The sequence below is a fragment of the Citrobacter sp. C348 genome (assembly GCF_047467975.1).
Taxonomy (GTDB): domain Bacteria; phylum Pseudomonadota; class Gammaproteobacteria; order Enterobacterales; family Enterobacteriaceae; genus Citrobacter; species Citrobacter gillenii.
The window spans coordinates 104,718-123,445 of record NZ_JASJUJ010000003.1 but is presented as its reverse complement, the minus strand read 5'-3'; the positions used below and the strand labels follow the sequence as shown (position 1 = coordinate 123,445).

Below are 18,728 nucleotides of genomic sequence, written 5' to 3'. Positions count from 1 at the left end.
AAAATGACATTTTGGCCGATTTCTTAATCAGCCTGGTGTTTTATAAAACGATTAAACTGCATTTGTAGCGTATTAATCATTTGCGATGACCAGCGTACTGCACTGTTTTCAGGCAAAGTTTGTGGCATCCAGATAGCCCAGGCAAACAGCGCCATGCATAAAAAACGCTCCAGCTGGTTGCCTTTTTGCGGTACGAGGATCGGCAGACGAAAGCGCCAGCGGCAGGGCCACAGCAAAGGAACGCCGGCTGGGGTCAGCATATCGGCCAGAATATGACTAAGGTAGCCGAGCACCATCCCCTGTAACGCATCCGCCGGGATTATCCAGGTCTCGGGTACTTTCAAATAGAACGTCGCCAGCAAGGCAAACACCGCCAGCAGGCTATGCGTAAACCCGCGATGACCAAATGCCCGGGCTATGGGCTTTGAGACCCACTTCAGACGCTGCCCCAGCAACGATTTGGGATGATCGATATCGGGCAGCAGGCAGGTCAAGATAGCTGAAGGAACAATATGCCACCAGTCACCCTGCGCGAGAACGGGCGTCAGTTCGGCATTCTTGGCAAATACCGCACAGGCAATAGAGAAAAGAAGGTGGCCTTCCGCCGTCATGATAAAACCCAATAAACTGTCAATTCATACAGTATAGGGGTTTTATACAGTAGGCGAAAGAGGTGACGTTGTAACCCTTTGTCACAAATAGGCGATTAACGTGCCAGCCAGCCACCGTCGACGGCCAATGTATAACCATTAATGTAGTCAGAGGCGCGGCTGGCAAGGAATACCGCCGGGCCTTTCAGGTCGTCAGGCGTTCCCCAGCGTCCGGCCGGAATACGGTCGACAATCTCCTGATTACGGTCGGCATCGTCCCGCAGTTGCTGCGTATTGTTGGTCGCCATGTAGCCCGGCGCAATGGCATTGACGTTAATACCCTGTGCGGCCCATTCATTGGCCAGCAGGCGGGTTATGCCCAGCACGCCGCTTTTTGAAGCGGTGTAGGAAGGTACGCGGATACCGCCCTGGAAGGAGAGCATTGACGCAATGTTGATGATTTTTCCGCCCTGACCCTGGGTCAGGAATTGTCTGGCGACGGCCTGTGACAAAAAGAATACGGATTTGAGATTCAGGTTCATCACATCATCCCAGTCTTGCTCACTAAAGTTCAGGGCGTCCTCACGGCGAATGGTTCCCGCGTTATTGACCAGAATATCGATCCGACCAAATGTGGAGACTGTTTGCGTCACGATATCGTTCAGCGAGTCCTGCTGGCTGAGGTCGGCCTGGATAGTCAGAAAGCGTCGCCCGAGTGCATGGATTTTCTCAGCGGTTTGCACAGGAATTTTACGATTGACGCCGACCACGTCGCAGCCGGCTTCTGCCAGCGCGACCGCCATACCTTGCCCAAGCCCGGTATCACATCCGGTGACGATTGCTACTTTACCTTCAAGACGAAAAGCATCCAAAATCATATTCACCCCGGCTATTAAATGGTTTTAACGCATGCTGTGAGTGAAAGAATAGGAGAGGCTGGCAGGAAATACAATGAAAAATGAAACAACGTTTCAAAAATATGACTAACCTGGCAAAACGGGCAATGCAACCATTGCCCATCAGGGAATTATCCGCGTAGATGCGTGATGGTGAGATCGGCCAGCGAGTTCAATTTAACGTCAGCAAGAACAAAGCGGGCATCGTCCTGGTTCTCATGTGCAGGTACGACGATCGCGCGCATGCGTGCTGCTTTTGATGCAATCATGCCGTTGACAGAATCTTCCAGCGCTACGCAAGATAAGGGCTCCACACCCAATTTTGCCGCGCAGTCGAGGTAGACCTGAGGATGCGGTTTGCTGTAGGGCAATTTCTCTGCCGAGGCCAGCGCGTCGAAGCTGTCGCGAAGATCAAACATCGTCAGCACTTTTTCCAGCATGTGCAGCGGGGAGGCCGATGCCAGACCCACTCGTAAGCCCTGGGATTTGCACAGCGCGACGGCTTCACGTACGCCAGGCAGCAGTGGTTTTGTCTCTTCAACCAGGGCGATAGCCCGGGTGATAATGCGATCGGTGACCTCCTGGCGAGATGGGCCGCTCCACGGTTGCTGGGCGAACCACAGATCTACAACCATATCGATACGCAGCCCCAGCGTATCGGGCAGTTCATGGCGGCGAGTGATATCTACGCCTAAACTTGCGATCACATCCAGTTCAGCCTGATCCCAAAGGGGTTCAGAGTCGACCAGTAATCCATCCATATCGAAAATTGCAGCAAGAATTTGACGCGGGGTTGACATCACAACCTCTCCTTTGAACATGAAACAGCAGGGATTAAGAGCCTGGGTGAACCGGCTCTCAGCGTTCATTATGGCTAATCCTCAATTATACCGCCTTTAAAGATCAGGCGAAAATGGTTATCAACGGGTAAACTTAGGCCAAAATGACACGTCTTAATCAAGGGGAACTCATGACGTATCAACAAGCTGGACGCATTGCTGTCTTGAAAAGGCTAGTGGGATGGGTGATTTTCATCCCGGCGCTGATTTCAACGCTGGTTTCAGTACTGAAGTTTATGTATGCGCACAGTGAAAAGCAGGAGGGGATTAACGCGGTGATGCTCGACTTTGCCCACGTGATGATTGACATGATGCGGGTAAACACTCCCTTTCTTAACCTGTTTTGGTATAACTCACCGACACCTGATTTTCAAAGTGGACTGAATCTGGTTTTCTGGCTGATTTTTATTCTTATTTTTATCGGGCTGGCGATGCAGGATTCGGGTGCTCGCATGAGCCGTCAGGCTCGTTTTTTACGTGAAGGCGTTGAAGATCAGCTGATTCTGGAGCAGGCGAAGGGCAGTGAAGGGTTATCGCGAGAGCAGATTGAGTCGCGTATTGTCGTGCCGCATCATACGATTTTCTTACAAATATTCCCGCTCTATATTTTGCCAGTGATCGTCATCGTGATTGGCTATTTCTTCTTTTCGCTACTAGGTTTTTTGTAAGCGCGTCACTATCAGGCCCACGCGAAAGCTGCGGGCCTGATTAGCAAAGAACTTCCACTATATATCTGTTAAGCCGCCAGTATCCTGTCCATCGCTTTCTGCGCCACCACCAGATGTTGCCCGCCGAACAGAATCGCCCGATTCAGTAGCGTATAAAGCTGATAGACAGGCTGCCTGTCGAGAAAATCCAGCGGCAGGGGGGAAACCGACTGATAGCCGTCATAAATTTGCGGTGGCTGATCGCTATGTAATGGCAGCATTGCCAGATCGCACTCTCTGTCGCCCCAATAGCAGGCGGGGTCAAAGATGTAGGGACCATGAGGGCCAAGGGCGCAGTTCCCCGACCACAAATCGCCATGCAGTAGTGAAGGCTGTGGCTGGTGTGATGATAAACGCTGCTGAACGTGGTCAACAATGGCGTCAATATTGCCAAACGCGATCCCTTTTTCGGCGGCCAGCTCCAGTTGCCAGCCAATCCGCTGTTCTGCAAAAAAGGTAGACCAGCGACGCTGCCACGTATTGGGTTGTGGCGTGGTAGAGAGTGCATTATCAAAGTCGAGGCCAAACTGCGGCTGATCGCTCCATTCATGAAGATGCGCGAGCTGTTGTCCGAGAATAAAGGCGTTGTGGGCATCCAGTGGACGGGGAGGGAGGAAATCCATCACCAAAAAGCTGTAGTCTCTGTCTGCACCGACCGTCCAGACCTTGGGGACTGAAACGGTATTGCTGCGGGAAAGCAGTTCCAGCTGGTCGGCTTCTGCCGTAAAGCCGGTTAACAGCTCCCTTTCATCGCATTTGACGAAAAAATCACGCCCCGCATAGCGTAAATGCCATGCGGCGTGGATCTCACCGCCGGGCAGTTCATTACGCAGCTCGATTTCGCCTTCACCGAGTTGCTCGCTTAAAAGACGACTGATAGCCTGCCACATGATGTCTCTCCCCATGTTGTCTGCCAGATCATAAGGTTAGCGCAATAATGCGGTAAAAAAACACGAACCAACGCACACCGTGGACGCGTTATCGCTGAAAAAGCACGTAATGTTTGTTGCTATCTCACTCCTTGCCAGAGCGCTGCAGTTATGGGTTCACGTGATCCACTGCTTTGTTATCACGTGATTTTTCAGCATAGACGCATAACACGTATGTCGACAGTTTTGTCGGTAAATCCCCCTGATGATGAAGGGGAAGGGCATTACCGCGAAAGGTATGCGTATATTTTCTGCGTATCGTCCTGCGAGCATAAACGGGTACCCTGATTGAGGGTTGCCGCGCTACCTGCCGCTACGCCAAAACGAACAATATCGTCAAATGGCGCATTCTGTGCCAGTTTCAGCGTCATCGCGCCGACCATGCTGTCACCCGCGCCAACGGTACTTTGGCTCTTAACCGGCGGGGGTACCACCTGTATGCAGGTTTCACCGTCAACGCCCAGTGCCCCTTGCGGTCCCAACGAAACGACAACACGTTGCGCTTTACCGCTGTGCACAATTTCCTCCGCAGCCTTACGGACGTCATCAGGTTGTGTGAGTTCGCGGTTAACCAGCGCGCTGAGTTCTTTGAGGTTGGGTTTGACCAGTTCGATATTGCCGAGCGTTAATGCGGCAGTCAGTGCCTCACCTGAGCTATCAACAATGCAGCGAATGCCCTGCTTTTGTGCCGCAGTAATAAGCTGGGTGAGTTTTTCAAGCTTCACACCGGGTGGCAGGCTGCCGCTTATCACCAGCAGCGCGCCGGACTCAATTTCCAACACCTGATCCTGAAGCTGGTGGAACTCGTCATCGGTAAGTGTTGCCCCAGGCATAACAAATCGATACTGCTCGCCGCTGGATTCTACGTGAACGTGAAGATTTTGCCGGGTCCAGTCTTTGGCCTCTATGGTGGCGACCGGGACATTTTCATCGGCAAGCAATGATACCAGGTGTTCCCCGGTAGCGCCGCCAGCCGGAAAGATAGCCGTTGCGTTTCCGCCAAGATGAGCAATGGCGCGGGCCACGTTAATACCACCACCACCGGGTTCAAAAACCGGCGAGGTGCAGCGAAGTTTACCTTCGGGATAGATTTGCGGGGTGATTGTTGCGCTATCGAGAGAGGGCGCAAGTGTTAACGTATAGATACGTACCATCTTTACCTCCTGTTAGGCTGTCCTCAGTCTGGCACTTAATGTGACGAAAGTGAAGTAATTAACAACATGATTTATCGCATCTTTATTTAAAATTATCTCGGCAAAGATATATAAATAAAATTACGGTTTAAGAACGCTCTTATTCAAAAAATGAAATAAGAAATTATTGCTATGTTATTCGAGTCTTTTTATAATTTGTTACCTTTCAAGGGGCTTTTGTCATTGATCCCTATGAAAGTTTCCGAGACCGTAATGGTCTCTTTTTTTGTTGTACGGACTCTTTATAAATGAAGCTTTTGAAGACAGTACCCGCAGCACTCGTGCTGATGGGGGGCGTGTTTGCGTCAATGCATGCCGCCGCCGATGATTCCGTTTTTACTGTCATGGATGACCCCTCCAGCGCGAAAAAACCCTTTGAAGGTAACCTGAACGCGGGATACCTCGCCCAGTCAGGCAACACAAAAAGTTCTTCTTTAACCGCAGATACCACCATGACCTGGTACGGTGAAACCACGGCGTGGTCTCTGTGGGGTAATGCCAGCAATACCTCGTCGAATGATGAACGCTCTTCGGAGAAATACGCTGTAGGTGGTCGTAGTCGTTTTAATATGACGGATTATGATTACCTGTTCGGACAGGCCAGTTGGTTGACCGACCGCTACAACGGCTATCGCGAGCGTGACGTACTGACTGCAGGTTATGGTCGTCAGTTCCTTAATGGGCCGGTACACAGCTTCCGTTTCGAATTCGGTCCAGGCGTACGCTATGACGAACACACCGATGGCACAACCGAAACGCAGCCGCTCGGTTATGCGTCAGGCGCTTATGCGTGGCAGATGACGGACACCACCAAATTCACACAAGGGGTGTCGGTGTTTGGTGCTGAAGATACGACGCTTAACTCTGAAACCGCGTTAAATGTGGCTATCAACGAACACTTCGGTTTGAAAGTGGCTTATAACGTCACCTGGAACTCAGAACCACCGGCTACGGCACCGGAACATACCGATCGTCGTACGACCGTTTCGCTCGGCTATCGTATGTAGTAAAAAACCGGGTCAAATAAATGGCCCGGCTTTTCCAAATAAAATTCCAGTGTTATTATTTTCTGACCGGCGTTTTAATTTTTTCGAAAAAAACTTTTCTTCATACTTTCTCCATAATTACTCTTTTGGGTACATATTCAATTTATTTGACACGAATTGATAAATAAATTGACTAGGAAAAAGTGTGAGCCAGATCTACACTCTTACCTACAGGCAATTAATCGCCTTCAGACCTTAGTATTAATTCAAGTAAGAGAAGATACCTATGAAAAATATTAAAGCGACGGCTGCTGTCATCGTGCTTTCTGCGCTGTCCTTCGGCGTGTTTGCCGCCGTTCCGGTCACCAATGCACCGTCTGATAACACGACACAAGTCGGCATCACGCATGCCTCTGATGTGGAAGCAGGTTCAAATATCGCGCCTGGTTCCCAGTCTACCGGCCAAAGTATGAATGATGCGTTTAATGTTCATACCCTGGTTGCTGGCGAATGGTCTTAATATATTCATTAGTGTCCAGACGTCTATTCAGCCAAATATCGTAATGAAAAAACCGGATATTGATGTACCGGTTTTTATTTTGTCATAAACAGTAAAGTAATATTGAAATATCTTTTTTAATTTATTGGATGCATCTGTGCACATCGCGAAATAACGCAAAGTACCATTTATTAACGGCGTGACGGTTCAACCCCAAATCATTGCTGCCCACCTTAACATCAGCATTGCCGCGCAAATGACGAGCAGTACCACAACCATTTTCCAGTGTTTTTTGGCAAAGCGATTTTTTGGCATGGTTCTTTCCTGGTCAGTAACAATGATTACCGCATAGTGTAACAAAGACGGCAGGGCGCCAGTGAATTGATTTACATCATAGATGGCGCGTTGATTGTCGCTTTGAACGACCCGTAATGCCGTGTACACTGTCAGGCGGTGTTATCAAAAAGCGGGTGTAGGTTACAGCGTTGCCAGTCAGGTAATGCGTGACATATTTCGCAGAGTGAAGCGGGAATCAGCCCACACCTTTTTGATAAATTTTAAATAGTGAAACTTTGTATGTGCTCTTACGTGTGGGGCACCACTGCAAATAAGGATATAACATGCCTGTTATTACTCTTCCTGATGGCAGCCAACGCCATTACGACCACGCTGTAAGTCCCATGGATGTTGCGCTGGACATCGGTCCAGGTCTGGCGAAAGCTACTATCGCTGGCCGTGTAAACGGTGAGCTGGTTGATGCTTCCGATCTGATTGAACAGGATGCGAAACTCTCCATCATTACCGCTAAGGATGATGAAGGTCTGGAGATCATTCGTCACTCCTGTGCGCACCTGTTAGGGCACGCGATCAAACAACTCTGGCCGCACACCAAAATGGCGATCGGACCGGTTGTTGACAACGGCTTTTACTACGATATCGATCTTGACCGTACGTTAACCCAGGAAGACGTCGACGCGCTCGAAAAGCGGATGCACGAGCTCGCTGAGAAAAACTACGATGTCATTAAGAAGAAAGTCAGCTGGTACGAAGCGCGTGAAACGTTCGTGAAGCGTGGCGAGACCTATAAAGTCTCTATCCTTGATGAAAATATTGCCCATGATGACAAGCCCGGCTTGTATCATCATGAAGAATACGTCGATATGTGCCGTGGCCCGCACGTGCCGAACATGCGTTTCTGTCATCACTTCAAACTGATGAAGACCGCTGGGGCATACTGGCGCGGCGACAGCAACAACAAGATGCTGCAGCGCATTTATGGTACTGCATGGGCCGATAAAAAAGCGCTGAGTGCCTACCTGCAACGTCTGGAAGAAGCGGCTAAACGCGACCACCGTAAAATTGGTAAGCAGCTTGACCTGTATCATATGCAGGAAGAAGCGCCAGGTATGGTGTTCTGGCATAACGATGGCTGGACAATTTTCCGTGAACTGGAAGTTTTCGTTCGTTCGAAACTGAAAGAATACCAGTATCAGGAAGTGAAAGGCCCGTTCATGATGGACCGTGTGCTGTGGGAAAAAACAGGGCACTGGGACAACTACAAGGATGCGATGTTCACCACCTCTTCAGAGAACCGTGAATACTGCATCAAGCCAATGAACTGCCCAGGCCACGTTCAGATCTTTAATCAGGGTCTGAAATCGTATCGCGACCTGCCGCTGCGTATGGCGGAATTTGGTAGCTGTCACCGTAACGAACCGTCAGGTGCGCTGCACGGCCTGATGCGCGTACGTGGCTTCACTCAAGATGATGCGCATATCTTCTGTACCGAAGAGCAGATTCGTGATGAAGTTAACGCCTGCATTCGTATGGTCTACGATATGTACAGCACCTTTGGCTTCGAGAAAATCGTTGTCAAACTGTCCACTCGCCCCGAGAAACGTATCGGTAGCGATGAAATGTGGGACCGTGCTGAAGCGGACTTAGCGGTTGCGCTGGAAGAAAACAACATCCCGTTTGAGTTCCAACTGGGTGAAGGCGCATTCTACGGTCCGAAAATTGAATTTACCCTGTATGACTGCCTCGATCGCGCATGGCAGTGCGGTACTGTACAGCTGGACTTCTCTCTGCCGTCTCGTCTGAGCGCCTCTTATGTTGGCGAAAACAACGAGCGTCAGGTACCGGTAATGATTCACCGCGCGATTCTTGGGTCAATGGAACGTTTCATTGGTATCCTGACCGAAGAGTTCGCTGGCTTCTTCCCGACCTGGCTTGCGCCGGTTCAGGTTGTGGTCATGAATATTACCGATTCGCAGTCTGAATACGTCAACGAATTAACGCAGAAACTACAAAATGCGGGTATTCGTGTAAAAGCAGACTTGAGAAATGAGAAGATTGGCTTTAAAATCCGCGAGCACACTTTACGTCGTGTCCCTTACATGTTGGTCTGTGGCGACAAAGAGGTAGAAGCAGGCAAAGTTGCCGTGCGTACCCGTCGTGGCAAAGACTTGGGCAGCCTGGACGTAAGTGAAGTTATCGAGAAGCTGCAACAAGAGATTCGCAGCCGCAGTCTTCAACAACTGGAGGAATAAGGTATTAAAGGCGGAAAACGAGTTCAAACGGCACGTCCGAATCGTATCAATGGCGAGATTCGCGCCCTGGAAGTTCGCTTAACAGGTCTGGAAGGCGAAGCTTTGGGTATTGTGAGTCTGAGAGAAGCTATCGAAAAAGCTGAAGAAGCTGGAGTAGATTTAGTTGAAATCAGCCCTAACGCCGAACCGCCAGTTTGTCGTATTATGGACTACGGCAAGTTCCTTTATGAAAAGAGTAAATCTTCTAAGGAACAGAAGAAAAAGCAAAAAGTTATCCAGGTTAAGGAAATTAAATTCCGTCCTGGCACCGACGATGGCGATTACCAGGTAAAACTCCGCAGCCTGGTACGCTTTCTGGAAGAGGGTGATAAAGCTAAGATCACGCTGCGTTTCCGCGGCCGTGAGATGGCTCACCAACAGATCGGTATGGAAGTGCTTACGCGCGTCCGTGACGATCTGAGTGAACTGGCAGTGGTCGAATCCTTCCCTACGAAGATCGAAGGCCGCCAGATGATCATGGTGCTCGCTCCTAAGAAGAAACAGTAAGGCCTTCAAGTAGCAATTCCTGTGGAGCCTACGGGCTTCGCAGGTTTTGTTCGCCTATGTTTCGTTTATTAACAATGCGAAGTGGAAGTTATTAAAATGCCAAAAATTAAGACCGTACGCGGTGCTGCTAAGCGCTTCAAAAAAACCGGTGGTGGTGGATTTAAGCGTAAGCACGCAAACCTGCGTCATATTCTGACCAAAAAATCTACTAAGCGTAAACGTCACCTGCGTCCAAAAGGCCTCGTGTCTAAAGGCGATCTGGGTCTGGTTATCGCGTGCCTGCCGTACGCATAAGCCGTTAACGTTTAATTAATTTTTTTACTAAGAATATAGATACAGGAGAGCACATATGGCTCGCGTAAAACGTGGTGTAGTTGCCCGTGCACGTCACAAGAAAATTTTGAAACAAGCTAAAGGCTACTACGGTGCGCGTTCTCGCGTATACCGCGTTGCCTTCCAGGCTGTTATCAAAGCTGGTCAGTACGCTTATCGTGACCGTCGTCAGAAAAAGCGTCAGTTCCGTCAACTGTGGATTGCGCGTATCAACGCAGCAGCACGTCAGAACGGTATTTCTTACAGCAAATTCATCAACGGCCTGAAAAAAGCCTCTGTTGAAATCGACCGTAAGATCCTGGCTGACATCGCAGTATTCGACAAAGTAGCGTTCACCGCTCTGGTTGAAAAAGCGAAAGCAGCTCTGGCATAAGCCGGTGAAAAGAGGGAGCCTGGCTCCCTCTCTTTTATTTGTAGCGTAATCAATTAGTTGACAATTCACCCGTAAGCCTTTTCAATAAAGGTTGTCCGGTTTTTACTACATAAGGTAACGCAAGCATGAATGCTGCTATTTTCCGCTTCTTTTTTTACTTTAGCACCTGAATCCGGGAGGCTAGCGCGTGAAAGAAGAAACGGAAAACAGCGCCTAAGAGCCTCCCTGGTGGAGGCTTTTTTTATACACGTAATCCTTCAAGCGGCCCCTGTATTGGCTGCATTTTGCTCTCTTGCCGCCTGGATGCAACTTGAATGATTTTGTGTATATATGAGCGACATATGAATATCGCCACACAACGAGGAAAACCATGTCACATCTCGCAGAGCTGGTTGCCAGTGCAACGGCCGCCATTAACCAGGCTTCAGATGTTGCCGCGTTAGACAATGTCCGCGTCGAATATTTGGGTAAGAAAGGGCATTTGACCCTGCAAATGACAACACTGCGCGAACTGCCGCCTGAAGATCGTCCGGCAGCAGGAGCGGTTATCAATGAAGCCAAAGAGCAGGTACAGCAGGCGCTGAACGCGCGTAAAGCTGATTTAGAAAATGCTGCGCTGAATGCACGTCTGGCAGAAGAAACCATTGATATCTCCCTGCCGGGCCGTCGTATTGAAAACGGCGGGTTGCATCCGGTCACACGTACCATCGACAGGATTGAAAGCTTCTTCGGTGAGCTCGGATTTACCGTGGCGACGGGACCGGAAATCGAAGATGACTACCACAACTTCGATGCGCTGAATATTCCAGGCCATCACCCGGCACGTGCTGACCACGACACGTTCTGGTTTGACGCCACGCGCCTGCTGCGTACCCAGACCTCTGGCGTGCAGATCCGCACCATGAAAGAAAAACAGCCGCCAATCCGCATTATCGCGCCGGGCCGCGTGTATCGTAACGACTACGATCAGACGCACACCCCGATGTTCCATCAGATGGAAGGCTTGATTGTTGATACCAACATCAACTTCACCAACCTGAAAGGCACGCTGCACGATTTCCTGCGTAACTTCTTTGAAGAGGATCTGCAGGTACGTTTCCGTCCTTCCTATTTCCCGTTCACTGAGCCTTCTGCGGAAGTTGACGTAATGGGGAAAAATGGCAAATGGCTGGAAGTGTTGGGCTGCGGTATGGTCCACCCGAACGTGCTGCGTAACGTTGGTATCGACCCAGAAATCTACTCCGGCTTTGCCTTCGGTATGGGTATGGAGCGTCTGACCATGCTGCGTTACGGCGTCACCGATCTGCGTTCTTTCTTCGAAAACGATCTGCGTTTCCTCAAACAGTTTAAATAAAGGCAGGATAAAACAATGAAATTCAGTGAACTGTGGTTACGCGAATGGGTAAACCCGGCAATTGATAGCGATGCGCTGTCAAACCAGATCACCATGGCGGGCCTTGAGGTCGACGGCGTTGAAGCCGTTGCCGGTGAATTTAACGGCGTAGTGGTCGGTGAAGTGGTTGAGTGCGGCCAGCACCCGAACGCAGACAAACTGCGTGTCACCAAAGTTAATGTGGGCGGCGATCGTCTGCTGGATATCGTCTGTGGCGCACCTAACTGCCGTCAGGGATTAAGAGTCGCCGTGGCGACCATCGGTGCCGTTCTGCCGGGCGATTTCAAGATTAAAGCCGCCAAACTGCGCGGTGAGCCGTCAGAAGGGATGCTGTGCTCGTTCTCTGAGCTGGGTATTTCCGATGATCATAATGGGATTATCGAACTGCCGGCGGATGCGCCGATTGGCACCGATATCCGCGAATACCTGAAGCTTGACGATAACACTATCGAAATCAGCGTTACGCCGAACCGCGCCGACTGCTTAGGCATCATCGGTGTTGCACGCGATGTTGCGGTACTGAACAAAGCCCCGCTGGTTGAGCCGGAAATCGTCCCTGTGGCGGCGACAGTCGATGACGTGCTGCCAATCCAGGTTGAAGCCGTTGACGCTTGTCCGCGCTATCTGGGCCGTGTGGTTAAAGGTATCAATGTTAAAGCACCAACGCCGCTGTGGATGAAAGAGAAACTGCGTCGTTGCGGGATCCGTTCCATTGATGCCGTGGTTGATGTGACCAACTATGTACTGCTCGAACTGGGTCAGCCGATGCATGCGTTCGACAAAGACCGCATTGAAGGCGGAATTGTTGTGCGTATGGCAAAAGAGGGTGAGACCCTGGTATTGCTGGACGGCAGCGAAGCAAAACTGAATGCGGATACGCTGGTTATTGCTGACCACAACAAAGCGTTGGCAATGGGCGGAATCTTTGGCGGAGAGCACTCTGGTGTGAATGATGAGACGCAAAACGTCCTGCTGGAATGTGCGTTCTTCAGCCCGCTGTCCATTACGGGTCGCGCGCGTCGTCACGGTCTGCACACCGATGCCTCTCACCGCTATGAGCGTGGCGTCGATCCGGCGCTGCAGCACAAAGCCATGGAGCGTGCAACGCGTCTGCTGATTGATATCTGCGGCGGCGAAGCCGGTCCGGTTATCGATGTGACGACCGAAGCCACGCTGCCAAAACGCGCAACCATTACGCTTCGTCGTAGCAAACTGGATCGTCTGATTGGCCATCATATTGCCGATGAGCAGGTGAGCGATATTCTGCGTCGTCTGGGTTGTGACGTGACTGAAGGCCAGGATGAGTGGCTGGCGGTTGCACCGAGCTGGCGTTTCGACATGTCGATTGAAGAAGACCTGGTCGAAGAAATTGCCCGCGTATACGGTTATGACAATATCCCGAATACGCCTATTCAGGCAGGCCTGATCATGGGGACGCATCGCGAAGCAGATTTATCGCTGAAGCGTGTCAAAACCATGCTCAATGATAAAGGCTACCAGGAAGTGATCACCTACAGCTTCGTCGACCCGAAAGTTCAGGCGCTGCTGCATCCGGGTGAAGAAGCGCTGTTGCTGCCAAGCCCAATCTCAATCGACATGTCGGCAATGCGTTTGTCCCTGTGGACCGGCTTGCTGTCTACGGTGGTGTATAACCAGAACCGTCAGCAGAACCGCGTGCGTATTTTCGAAACGGGTTTACGTTTTGTTCCCGATACCCAGGCTAACCTCGGGATCCGCCAGGATGTGATGCTGGCAGGTGCGATTTGCGGTAACCGTCATGATGAACACTGGAACCTGGCAAAAGAGACCGTTGATTTCTATGATCTGAAAGGCGATCTGGAAGCGGTTCTCGACCTGACCGGTAAACTGGGTGACATTCAGTTTAAAGCTGAAGCCAATCCGGCATTACATCCGGGCCAGTCTGCGGCGATTTATCTGAAAGGTGAACGTATTGGTTTCATTGGGGTTGTTCATCCTGAACTGGAACGTAAACTGGATCTGAACGGTCGCACTTTAGTGTTTGAACTGGAGTGGAACAAGCTCGCAGACCGCGTGGTGCCTCAGGCGCGTGAAGTTTCTCGCTTCCCGGCGAACCGCCGTGATATCGCCGTAGTGGTGGCAGAAAACGTTCCCGCTGCGGATATTTTATCCGAGTGTAAGAAAGTTGGCGTAAATCAGGTAGTTGGCGTAAACTTATTTGACGTGTACCGCGGTAAGGGTGTTGCGGAGGGTTATAAGAGCCTCGCTATCAGCCTGATCCTTCAGGATACCAGCCGTACACTTGAAGAAGAGGAGATTGCCGCTACCGTCGCCAAATGTGTAGAGGCATTAAAAGAGCGATTCCAGGCATCATTGAGGGATTGAACCTATGGCGCTTACAAAAGCTGAAATGTCAGAATATCTGTTTGATAAGCTTGGGCTTAGCAAGCGGGATGCCAAAGAACTGGTCGAGCTGTTTTTCGAAGAGATCCGTCGTGCTCTGGAAAATGGTGAGCAGGTAAAACTCTCTGGTTTTGGTAACTTCGATCTGCGTGATAAGAATCAACGCCCGGGACGTAACCCGAAAACGGGCGAAGATATTCCCATTACAGCACGGCGCGTGGTGACCTTCAGACCCGGACAGAAGTTAAAAAGTCGGGTCGAAAACGCAACGCCCAAAGAAGAGTGATTTGACGTTCCGCTAAGTCACTTACGCCGCCATCAAAAGCGGCAGTGCAAAGCATGACGTATATATACCCTAAATACTTCGAGTTGCAGGAAGGCGGCGACGCAGCGAATCTCCAGGAGCGTACATAAGTACGTGACTGGGGTGAGCGAGTAAAGCCAACGCACATGCAGCTTGAAGTATGACGGGTATAACTAAAAAGGCCGCTCTGCGGCCTTTTTCCTTTCCACTACCGAATCGGCACCGTAAAATCCCCCCATCTCTTTTCAGCAGAATGGAAAACATGCTGACCTTCGCCCATCAACAACAGCGACGAAATGTACGCTGGATACTGTCTCTGTCAGCGCTGATGCTGCTGGCAACGATCCTCAGCCTGTGCGCAGGAGAACAGTGGATTGCGCCTGGCGACTGGCTTAGCGCCCGTGGCGATCTGTTCGTCTGGCAAATTCGACTTCCTCGTACGCTTGCCGTACTGCTGGTTGGTGCCGCGCTGGCGCTGTCTGGTGCTGTGATGCAGGCGCTGTTCGAAAACCCGTTAGCCGAACCAGGCCTGCTGGGCGTGTCTAACGGCGCAGGCGTTGGACTCATCGCCGCAGTGCTGTTGGGGCAGGGGAAACTGCCCGGCTGGGCGTTGGGGCTGTGTGCGATTGCCGGGGCGCTGATCATTACGCTTATCCTCCTGCGTTTTGCTCGCCGCCACCTGTCGACCAGTCGTCTGCTGCTGGCGGGCGTGGCGCTGGGTATTATTTGTAGCGCCTTGATGACGTGGGCTATCTACTTCTCAACCTCTTTTGATCTGCGACAGTTAATGTACTGGATGATGGGCGGTTTTGGCGGCGTCGACTGGCAACAGGCCTGGCTGATGGTTGCGCTGCTGCCCGTTTTGCTGTGGATTTGCTGTCAGTCGCAGCCGATGAATATGCTGGCACTGGGGGAGACGTCTGCGCGCCAGCTAGGGTTGCCTCTGTGGTTCTGGCGGAACCTGCTGGTGGTGGCCACCGGCTGGATGGTGGGGGTCAGCGTGGCGCTTGCCGGTGCCATCGGTTTTATCGGCCTGGTTATCCCACATATTCTGCGGCTGTGTGGATTAACCGATCATCGCGTCTTGCTGCCTGGCTGTGCGCTGGCGGGGGCTATCGCGTTACTGTTAGCGGATGTTGTTGCGCGTCTGGTTCTGGCGTCGGCTGAACTGCCTATCGGCGTAGTAACGGCCACCATGGGCGCACCGGTATTTATCTGGCTATTGTTAAAATCCGGGCGCTAGGCCTCTGCGGTTCGGACTATGATTAAACACGGAAAATTGATCGCTGACTATCCACCTGGAGATGCTATGCAAGACACTATTTTCAATACCGAAGTGACGACTATCGACGGAGATGTCGTCTCATTACAAGCGTATGCCGGAAAAGTCCTGTTAATTGTTAATGTTGCTTCAAAATGTGGATTAACGCCGCAATACGAGCAACTGGAGAATCTGCAGAAAGCCTGGCATCAGCAGGGTTTTACCGTGTTGGGGTTCCCCTGCAATCAGTTTCTCGGTCAGGAGCCGGGTAGCGAAGAGGAAATAAAAACGTATTGCAGTACCACCTGGGGCGTTACCTTCCCGATGTTCAGCAAAATTGACGTCAACGGCGAGGGACGCCACCCGCTGTATCAAAAGCTGATTGATGCCGCGCCAACGGCGGTTGCGCCTGCGGATAGTGGATTCTATGAACGTATGGCGAGTAAAGGACGTGCGCCGCTGTATCCGGACGATATTCTGTGGAATTTCGAGAAGTTTTTAGTCGGGCGCGATGGTCAGGTTTTACAGCGTTTTTCACCCGATATGACACCTGAAGATCCCATCCTTGTTGAACATATCAACGCGGCGCTGGCAAAATAATGTCTCCTTTGATGCAGCTCCAGGATGTGGCGGAATCGACCCGGCTTGGCCCGCTTTCCGGTGAAATAAAGGCCGGGGAGATCCTGCACCTTGTCGGACCTAACGGCGCGGGAAAGAGCACACTGCTGGCGAGGATGGCGGGTTTGACGACCGGTGAAGGAAGCGTCGTGTTGGGTGATATGCCGCTCGATGACTGGCCTGCGGCAAAGCTGGCGCAACATCGCGCTTATCTTGCGCAACAGCAAAATCCCCCGTTTGCCATGCCGGTTTGGCATTTTCTGACGCTGCATCAGCCTGATAAAACGCGTACCGATTTACTGCAGGAGACAGCCGACGCGCTTGGGTTGGGTGACAAACTCGGACGTGGGTCGAACCAGCTTTCTGGCGGCGAATGGCAGCGGGTGCGTCTTGCGGCGGTCATACTGCAAATTTGTCCGCAGGCTAATCCGCACGGCCAACTGTTGCTGTTAGATGAACCGATGAATAGTCTGGATGTTGCGCAACAAAATGCGCTGGACCGCCTATTGGGCCGACTTTGTCAGCAGGGAATTGCAATTGTGATGAGCAGTCATGACCTGAACCATACGTTGCGTCATGCGCACAAAGCCTGGTTACTCAAGCGCGGGAAGTTGCTGGCCAGTGGTACACGCGATGCGGTGCTGACGCCGGCTAATCTCTCTCAGGCTTATGGCGTAAACTTCCGTCGTCTGGATATCGAAGGCCACAGAATGCTCATATCAACCACTTAAGTTAAATGGGCTCTTGAAAACCCCATTATTTCCACGCTAAATTGGCGCAAGAATAAAAAATAGAGGATTCGTCCTGCATGCGTTTTTGGCTTCTTTTTATCACAGCTTTGTTTTTGGCAGGGTGCAGTAGCCATCGCGCTCCCGCACCCAATGCCCGGTTATCGGACTCTATCGCCGTGATTGCCGGTCTTAACGACCAGTTACAGCACTGGCGTGGTACACCTTATCGTTATGGAGGAATGAGCCGGAGCGGCGTGGATTGTTCTGGCTTTGTACTGATGACGATGCGCGATAAATTCGACCTGCAATTACCACGCGATACGCGCACGCAGTCAAAGATTGGTACCGAAATTGATAAAGATGAATTGCTACCAGGCGATCTGGTTTTCTTTAAAACCGGATCGGGTGAAAGCGGGCTACACGTCGGTATTTACGATACCAATAATCAATTTATTCATGCCTCCACCAGTCGTGGCGTGATGCGCTCCTCGCTTGATAATGTCTACTGGCGTAAAAATTTCTGGCAGGCGCGACGTATTTAAATCTCCCGGGTGATGGGGCTGGTCATGTATGAAGCAGTTCCATCATCGCCATTTAAAGTCAACTTTCACTTCAGCTGCTGCACTGACAATAACCCTGTGCATTAAGAGAGTATTTTGCTAAAAATATGATTTATGCCGAGTTATTAAAAAGTACAAAGCTGGATATTAGCTTATAATCAGGATAAGCTAAAAAAAAGGATTCGATTTACTGGCTAAAAAGGGAAAAATGAAAGAGCCTCAATTTGCATCTGATGTGACGTATTTTTCCATCCTTTGCTACAGGATGCCGGATTACACCCATGCAGCGGGGCTGGCACAATGATAGTTTCACTGGATAATCTTTATCATTCTGAGTTCTCTTTTCTTCCTGCGCGAAGTGCAGGAGGCGATCTTAAATACGTAGACATCATCACCCATTTTGTTAGTCCTGACGGCGTAGTGCATATGCCATCAGGGTTGGTCATACCTCGGATGTCGGACGATGAGCAGCGTCGTTTATTTAGCGAAAAACTCGAATTAATCGAAACATGCCAACATTTTTTTATTCAACGCAACATTTCTGCGTGGCTTAATTTAACTCCGGCAGTCGCTAATACTTTATTATTAGATGCAGAATATGCTTCGCGTATTGAACGATTTTCATTTATTGAATTAACCATTAATGAAAGTTTTCCCGAGTTAAACAAGGGTAAAGAAAATCCAATACTGGCGGCATTAGCGGCGCGATTTCCATTAGTCTTGACCAACTTCGGTGCGCCAGGCATATCCACGCGTGCAATTTTTGATGGCCTGTTCAAACGTGTCGTACTGGATAAACACTTTATTCAACAACGTATTACGCAAAATTCGTTTGAGCCTTTTATGCGCGCCATTCAGGCACAAATATCCCCAGACTGCGAATCAATAGTCATCAGCGGTATTGATACGCAGGAGATGCTCGAACGGGTATTGCCCCTGGGATTCAGCGCCATGCAGGGTGCGCTATGGCCGGCGGTCTTACCCGCGCAGATAACCTCATTGATGCAAGGATAACCCTTGCATTTGCCGGTGTTTAACC

General features: G+C 50.7%; 22 protein-coding genes and 1 other annotated feature. Of the genes, 16 read left to right on the top strand and 6 right to left on the bottom strand.

Annotated features, from left to right (window positions below; genetic code table 11):
* Nucleotides 1-23 precede the first annotated feature (23 nt).
* The 3 genes from QNN86_RS07170 to hxpB all read right to left on the bottom strand — a co-directional run bounded on the left by QNN86_RS07170 (nt 24) and on the right by hxpB (nt 2,286).
* Nucleotides 24-611: a metal-dependent hydrolase gene (locus tag QNN86_RS07170; RefSeq protein ID WP_096757262.1), complete on the bottom strand. Its 588-nt coding sequence runs from the start codon at nt 609-611 to the stop codon at nt 24-26.
* 95 nt (nt 612-706) lie between these two features.
* Nucleotides 707-1,468 carry a 2-dehydro-3-deoxy-D-gluconate 5-dehydrogenase KduD gene (gene kduD, locus QNN86_RS07165; protein ID WP_096757261.1) on the bottom strand — a complete coding sequence of 254 codons (762 nt, stop codon included), beginning with the start codon at nt 1,466-1,468 and terminating at the stop codon, nt 707-709.
* Nucleotides 1,469-1,617: 149 nt separating this feature from the next.
* The gene (gene hxpB / locus QNN86_RS07160) at nt 1,618-2,286 is read right to left on the bottom strand and encodes a hexitol phosphatase HxpB (protein WP_414210842.1); all 669 of its coding nucleotides are present in this window, start codon (nt 2,284-2,286) and stop codon (nt 1,618-1,620) included.
* Nucleotides 2,287-2,456: 170 nt separating this feature from the next.
* Here hxpB and QNN86_RS07155 point away from each other — a divergent pair, with 170 nt between their 5' ends.
* Nucleotides 2,457-2,993: a YniB family protein gene (locus tag QNN86_RS07155; protein WP_115258665.1), complete on the top strand. Its 537-nt coding sequence runs from the start codon at nt 2,457-2,459 to the stop codon at nt 2,991-2,993.
* A gap of 68 nt (nt 2,994-3,061) precedes the next feature.
* Here QNN86_RS07155 and QNN86_RS07150 read toward each other — a convergent pair whose 3' ends face one another.
* Together QNN86_RS07150 and pfkB are read right to left on the bottom strand one after the other, a co-directional pair.
* On the bottom strand, nt 3,062-3,922 hold the full coding sequence (locus QNN86_RS07150) for a fructosamine kinase family protein (RefSeq protein ID WP_414210841.1): 861 nt from the start codon (nt 3,920-3,922) through the stop codon (nt 3,062-3,064).
* A 263-nt stretch (nt 3,923-4,185) separates the two neighbouring features.
* Nucleotides 4,186-5,115 (bottom strand): 6-phosphofructokinase II, encoded by a 930-nt coding sequence (pfkB, locus tag QNN86_RS07145; RefSeq protein ID WP_414210840.1) that lies wholly within the window; start codon nt 5,113-5,115, stop codon nt 4,186-4,188.
* A gap of 287 nt (nt 5,116-5,402) precedes the next feature.
* On the opposite strand from pfkB, the gene QNN86_RS07140 reads away from it, so the two are divergent.
* Together QNN86_RS07140 and QNN86_RS07135 are read left to right on the top strand one after the other, a co-directional pair.
* A complete protein-coding gene (locus QNN86_RS07140; RefSeq protein WP_117342997.1) occupies nt 5,403-6,161 on the top strand; it encodes a YdiY family protein in 759 nt (252 codons plus the stop codon).
* A 265-nt stretch (nt 6,162-6,426) separates the two neighbouring features.
* Nucleotides 6,427-6,660 (top strand): hypothetical protein, encoded by a 234-nt coding sequence (locus QNN86_RS07135; protein ID WP_096757255.1) that lies wholly within the window; start codon nt 6,427-6,429, stop codon nt 6,658-6,660.
* A 186-nt stretch (nt 6,661-6,846) separates the two neighbouring features.
* Here the strand turns inward: QNN86_RS07135 and yniD are convergent, their stop codons facing one another.
* Entirely contained in the window at nt 6,847-6,954 is a 108-nt protein-coding gene (yniD, locus tag QNN86_RS07130) for a small membrane protein YniD (protein ID WP_096757254.1), read from the bottom strand.
* 305 nt (nt 6,955-7,259) lie between these two features.
* Between yniD and thrS the strand changes: the two genes are divergently transcribed.
* From thrS to QNN86_RS07065, 13 genes are all read left to right on the top strand, one after another.
* Nucleotides 7,260-9,188, top strand: a complete 1,929-nt coding sequence (thrS, locus tag QNN86_RS07125; RefSeq protein WP_096757253.1) for a threonine--tRNA ligase — start codon at nt 7,260-7,262, stop codon at nt 9,186-9,188.
* Nucleotides 9,189-9,191: 3 nt separating this feature from the next.
* The gene (gene infC / locus QNN86_RS07120) at nt 9,192-9,734 is read left to right on the top strand and encodes a translation initiation factor IF-3 (RefSeq protein WP_071830666.1); all 543 of its coding nucleotides are present in this window, start codon (nt 9,192-9,194) and stop codon (nt 9,732-9,734) included.
* Between the two features lie 96 nt (nt 9,735-9,830).
* Entirely contained in the window at nt 9,831-10,028 is a 198-nt protein-coding gene (gene rpmI, locus QNN86_RS07115; protein ID WP_003030583.1) for a 50S ribosomal protein L35, read from the top strand.
* 55 nt (nt 10,029-10,083) lie between these two features.
* Nucleotides 10,084-10,440: a 50S ribosomal protein L20 gene (gene rplT, locus QNN86_RS07110; protein WP_003030578.1), complete on the top strand. Its 357-nt coding sequence runs from the start codon at nt 10,084-10,086 to the stop codon at nt 10,438-10,440.
* Nucleotides 10,441-10,560: 120 nt separating this feature from the next.
* Nucleotides 10,561-10,685, top strand: a sequence feature (Phe leader region).
* A complete protein-coding gene (gene pheM, locus QNN86_RS07105; protein WP_001386830.1) occupies nt 10,566-10,610 on the top strand; it encodes a pheST operon leader peptide PheM in 45 nt (14 codons plus the stop codon). (Overlaps the previous feature by 45 nt.)
* A 125-nt stretch (nt 10,686-10,810) precedes the next feature.
* Complete coding sequence (gene pheS / locus QNN86_RS07100) at nt 10,811-11,794, top strand: phenylalanine--tRNA ligase subunit alpha (protein WP_279276930.1); 984 nt, start codon at nt 10,811-10,813, stop codon at nt 11,792-11,794.
* Nucleotides 11,795-11,809: 15 nt separating this feature from the next.
* Complete coding sequence (gene pheT / locus QNN86_RS07095) at nt 11,810-14,197, top strand: phenylalanine--tRNA ligase subunit beta (protein ID WP_414210839.1); 2,388 nt, start codon at nt 11,810-11,812, stop codon at nt 14,195-14,197.
* A 4-nt stretch (nt 14,198-14,201) separates the two neighbouring features.
* A complete protein-coding gene (ihfA, locus tag QNN86_RS07090) occupies nt 14,202-14,501 on the top strand; it encodes an integration host factor subunit alpha (RefSeq protein ID WP_003030571.1) in 300 nt (99 codons plus the stop codon).
* A 280-nt stretch (nt 14,502-14,781) separates the two neighbouring features.
* Complete coding sequence (btuC, locus tag QNN86_RS07085; RefSeq protein WP_181619283.1) at nt 14,782-15,762, top strand: vitamin B12 ABC transporter permease BtuC; 981 nt, start codon at nt 14,782-14,784, stop codon at nt 15,760-15,762.
* A 66-nt stretch (nt 15,763-15,828) separates the two neighbouring features.
* The gene (locus QNN86_RS07080) at nt 15,829-16,380 is read left to right on the top strand and encodes a glutathione peroxidase (protein WP_279276928.1); all 552 of its coding nucleotides are present in this window, start codon (nt 15,829-15,831) and stop codon (nt 16,378-16,380) included.
* Nucleotides 16,380-17,129: a vitamin B12 ABC transporter ATP-binding protein BtuD gene (gene btuD, locus QNN86_RS07075; RefSeq protein ID WP_181619285.1), complete on the top strand. Its 750-nt coding sequence runs from the start codon at nt 16,380-16,382 to the stop codon at nt 17,127-17,129. The genes QNN86_RS07080 and btuD overlap by 1 nt, the downstream gene beginning before the upstream one ends.
* 77 nt (nt 17,130-17,206) lie before the next feature.
* Entirely contained in the window at nt 17,207-17,671 is a 465-nt protein-coding gene (locus QNN86_RS07070) for an NlpC/P60 family protein (RefSeq protein WP_096757248.1), read from the top strand.
* A 318-nt stretch (nt 17,672-17,989) separates the two neighbouring features.
* Nucleotides 17,990-18,703 (top strand): EAL domain-containing protein, encoded by a 714-nt coding sequence (locus QNN86_RS07065; protein WP_153880396.1) that lies wholly within the window; start codon nt 17,990-17,992, stop codon nt 18,701-18,703.
* Nucleotides 18,704-18,728 lie beyond the last annotated feature (25 nt).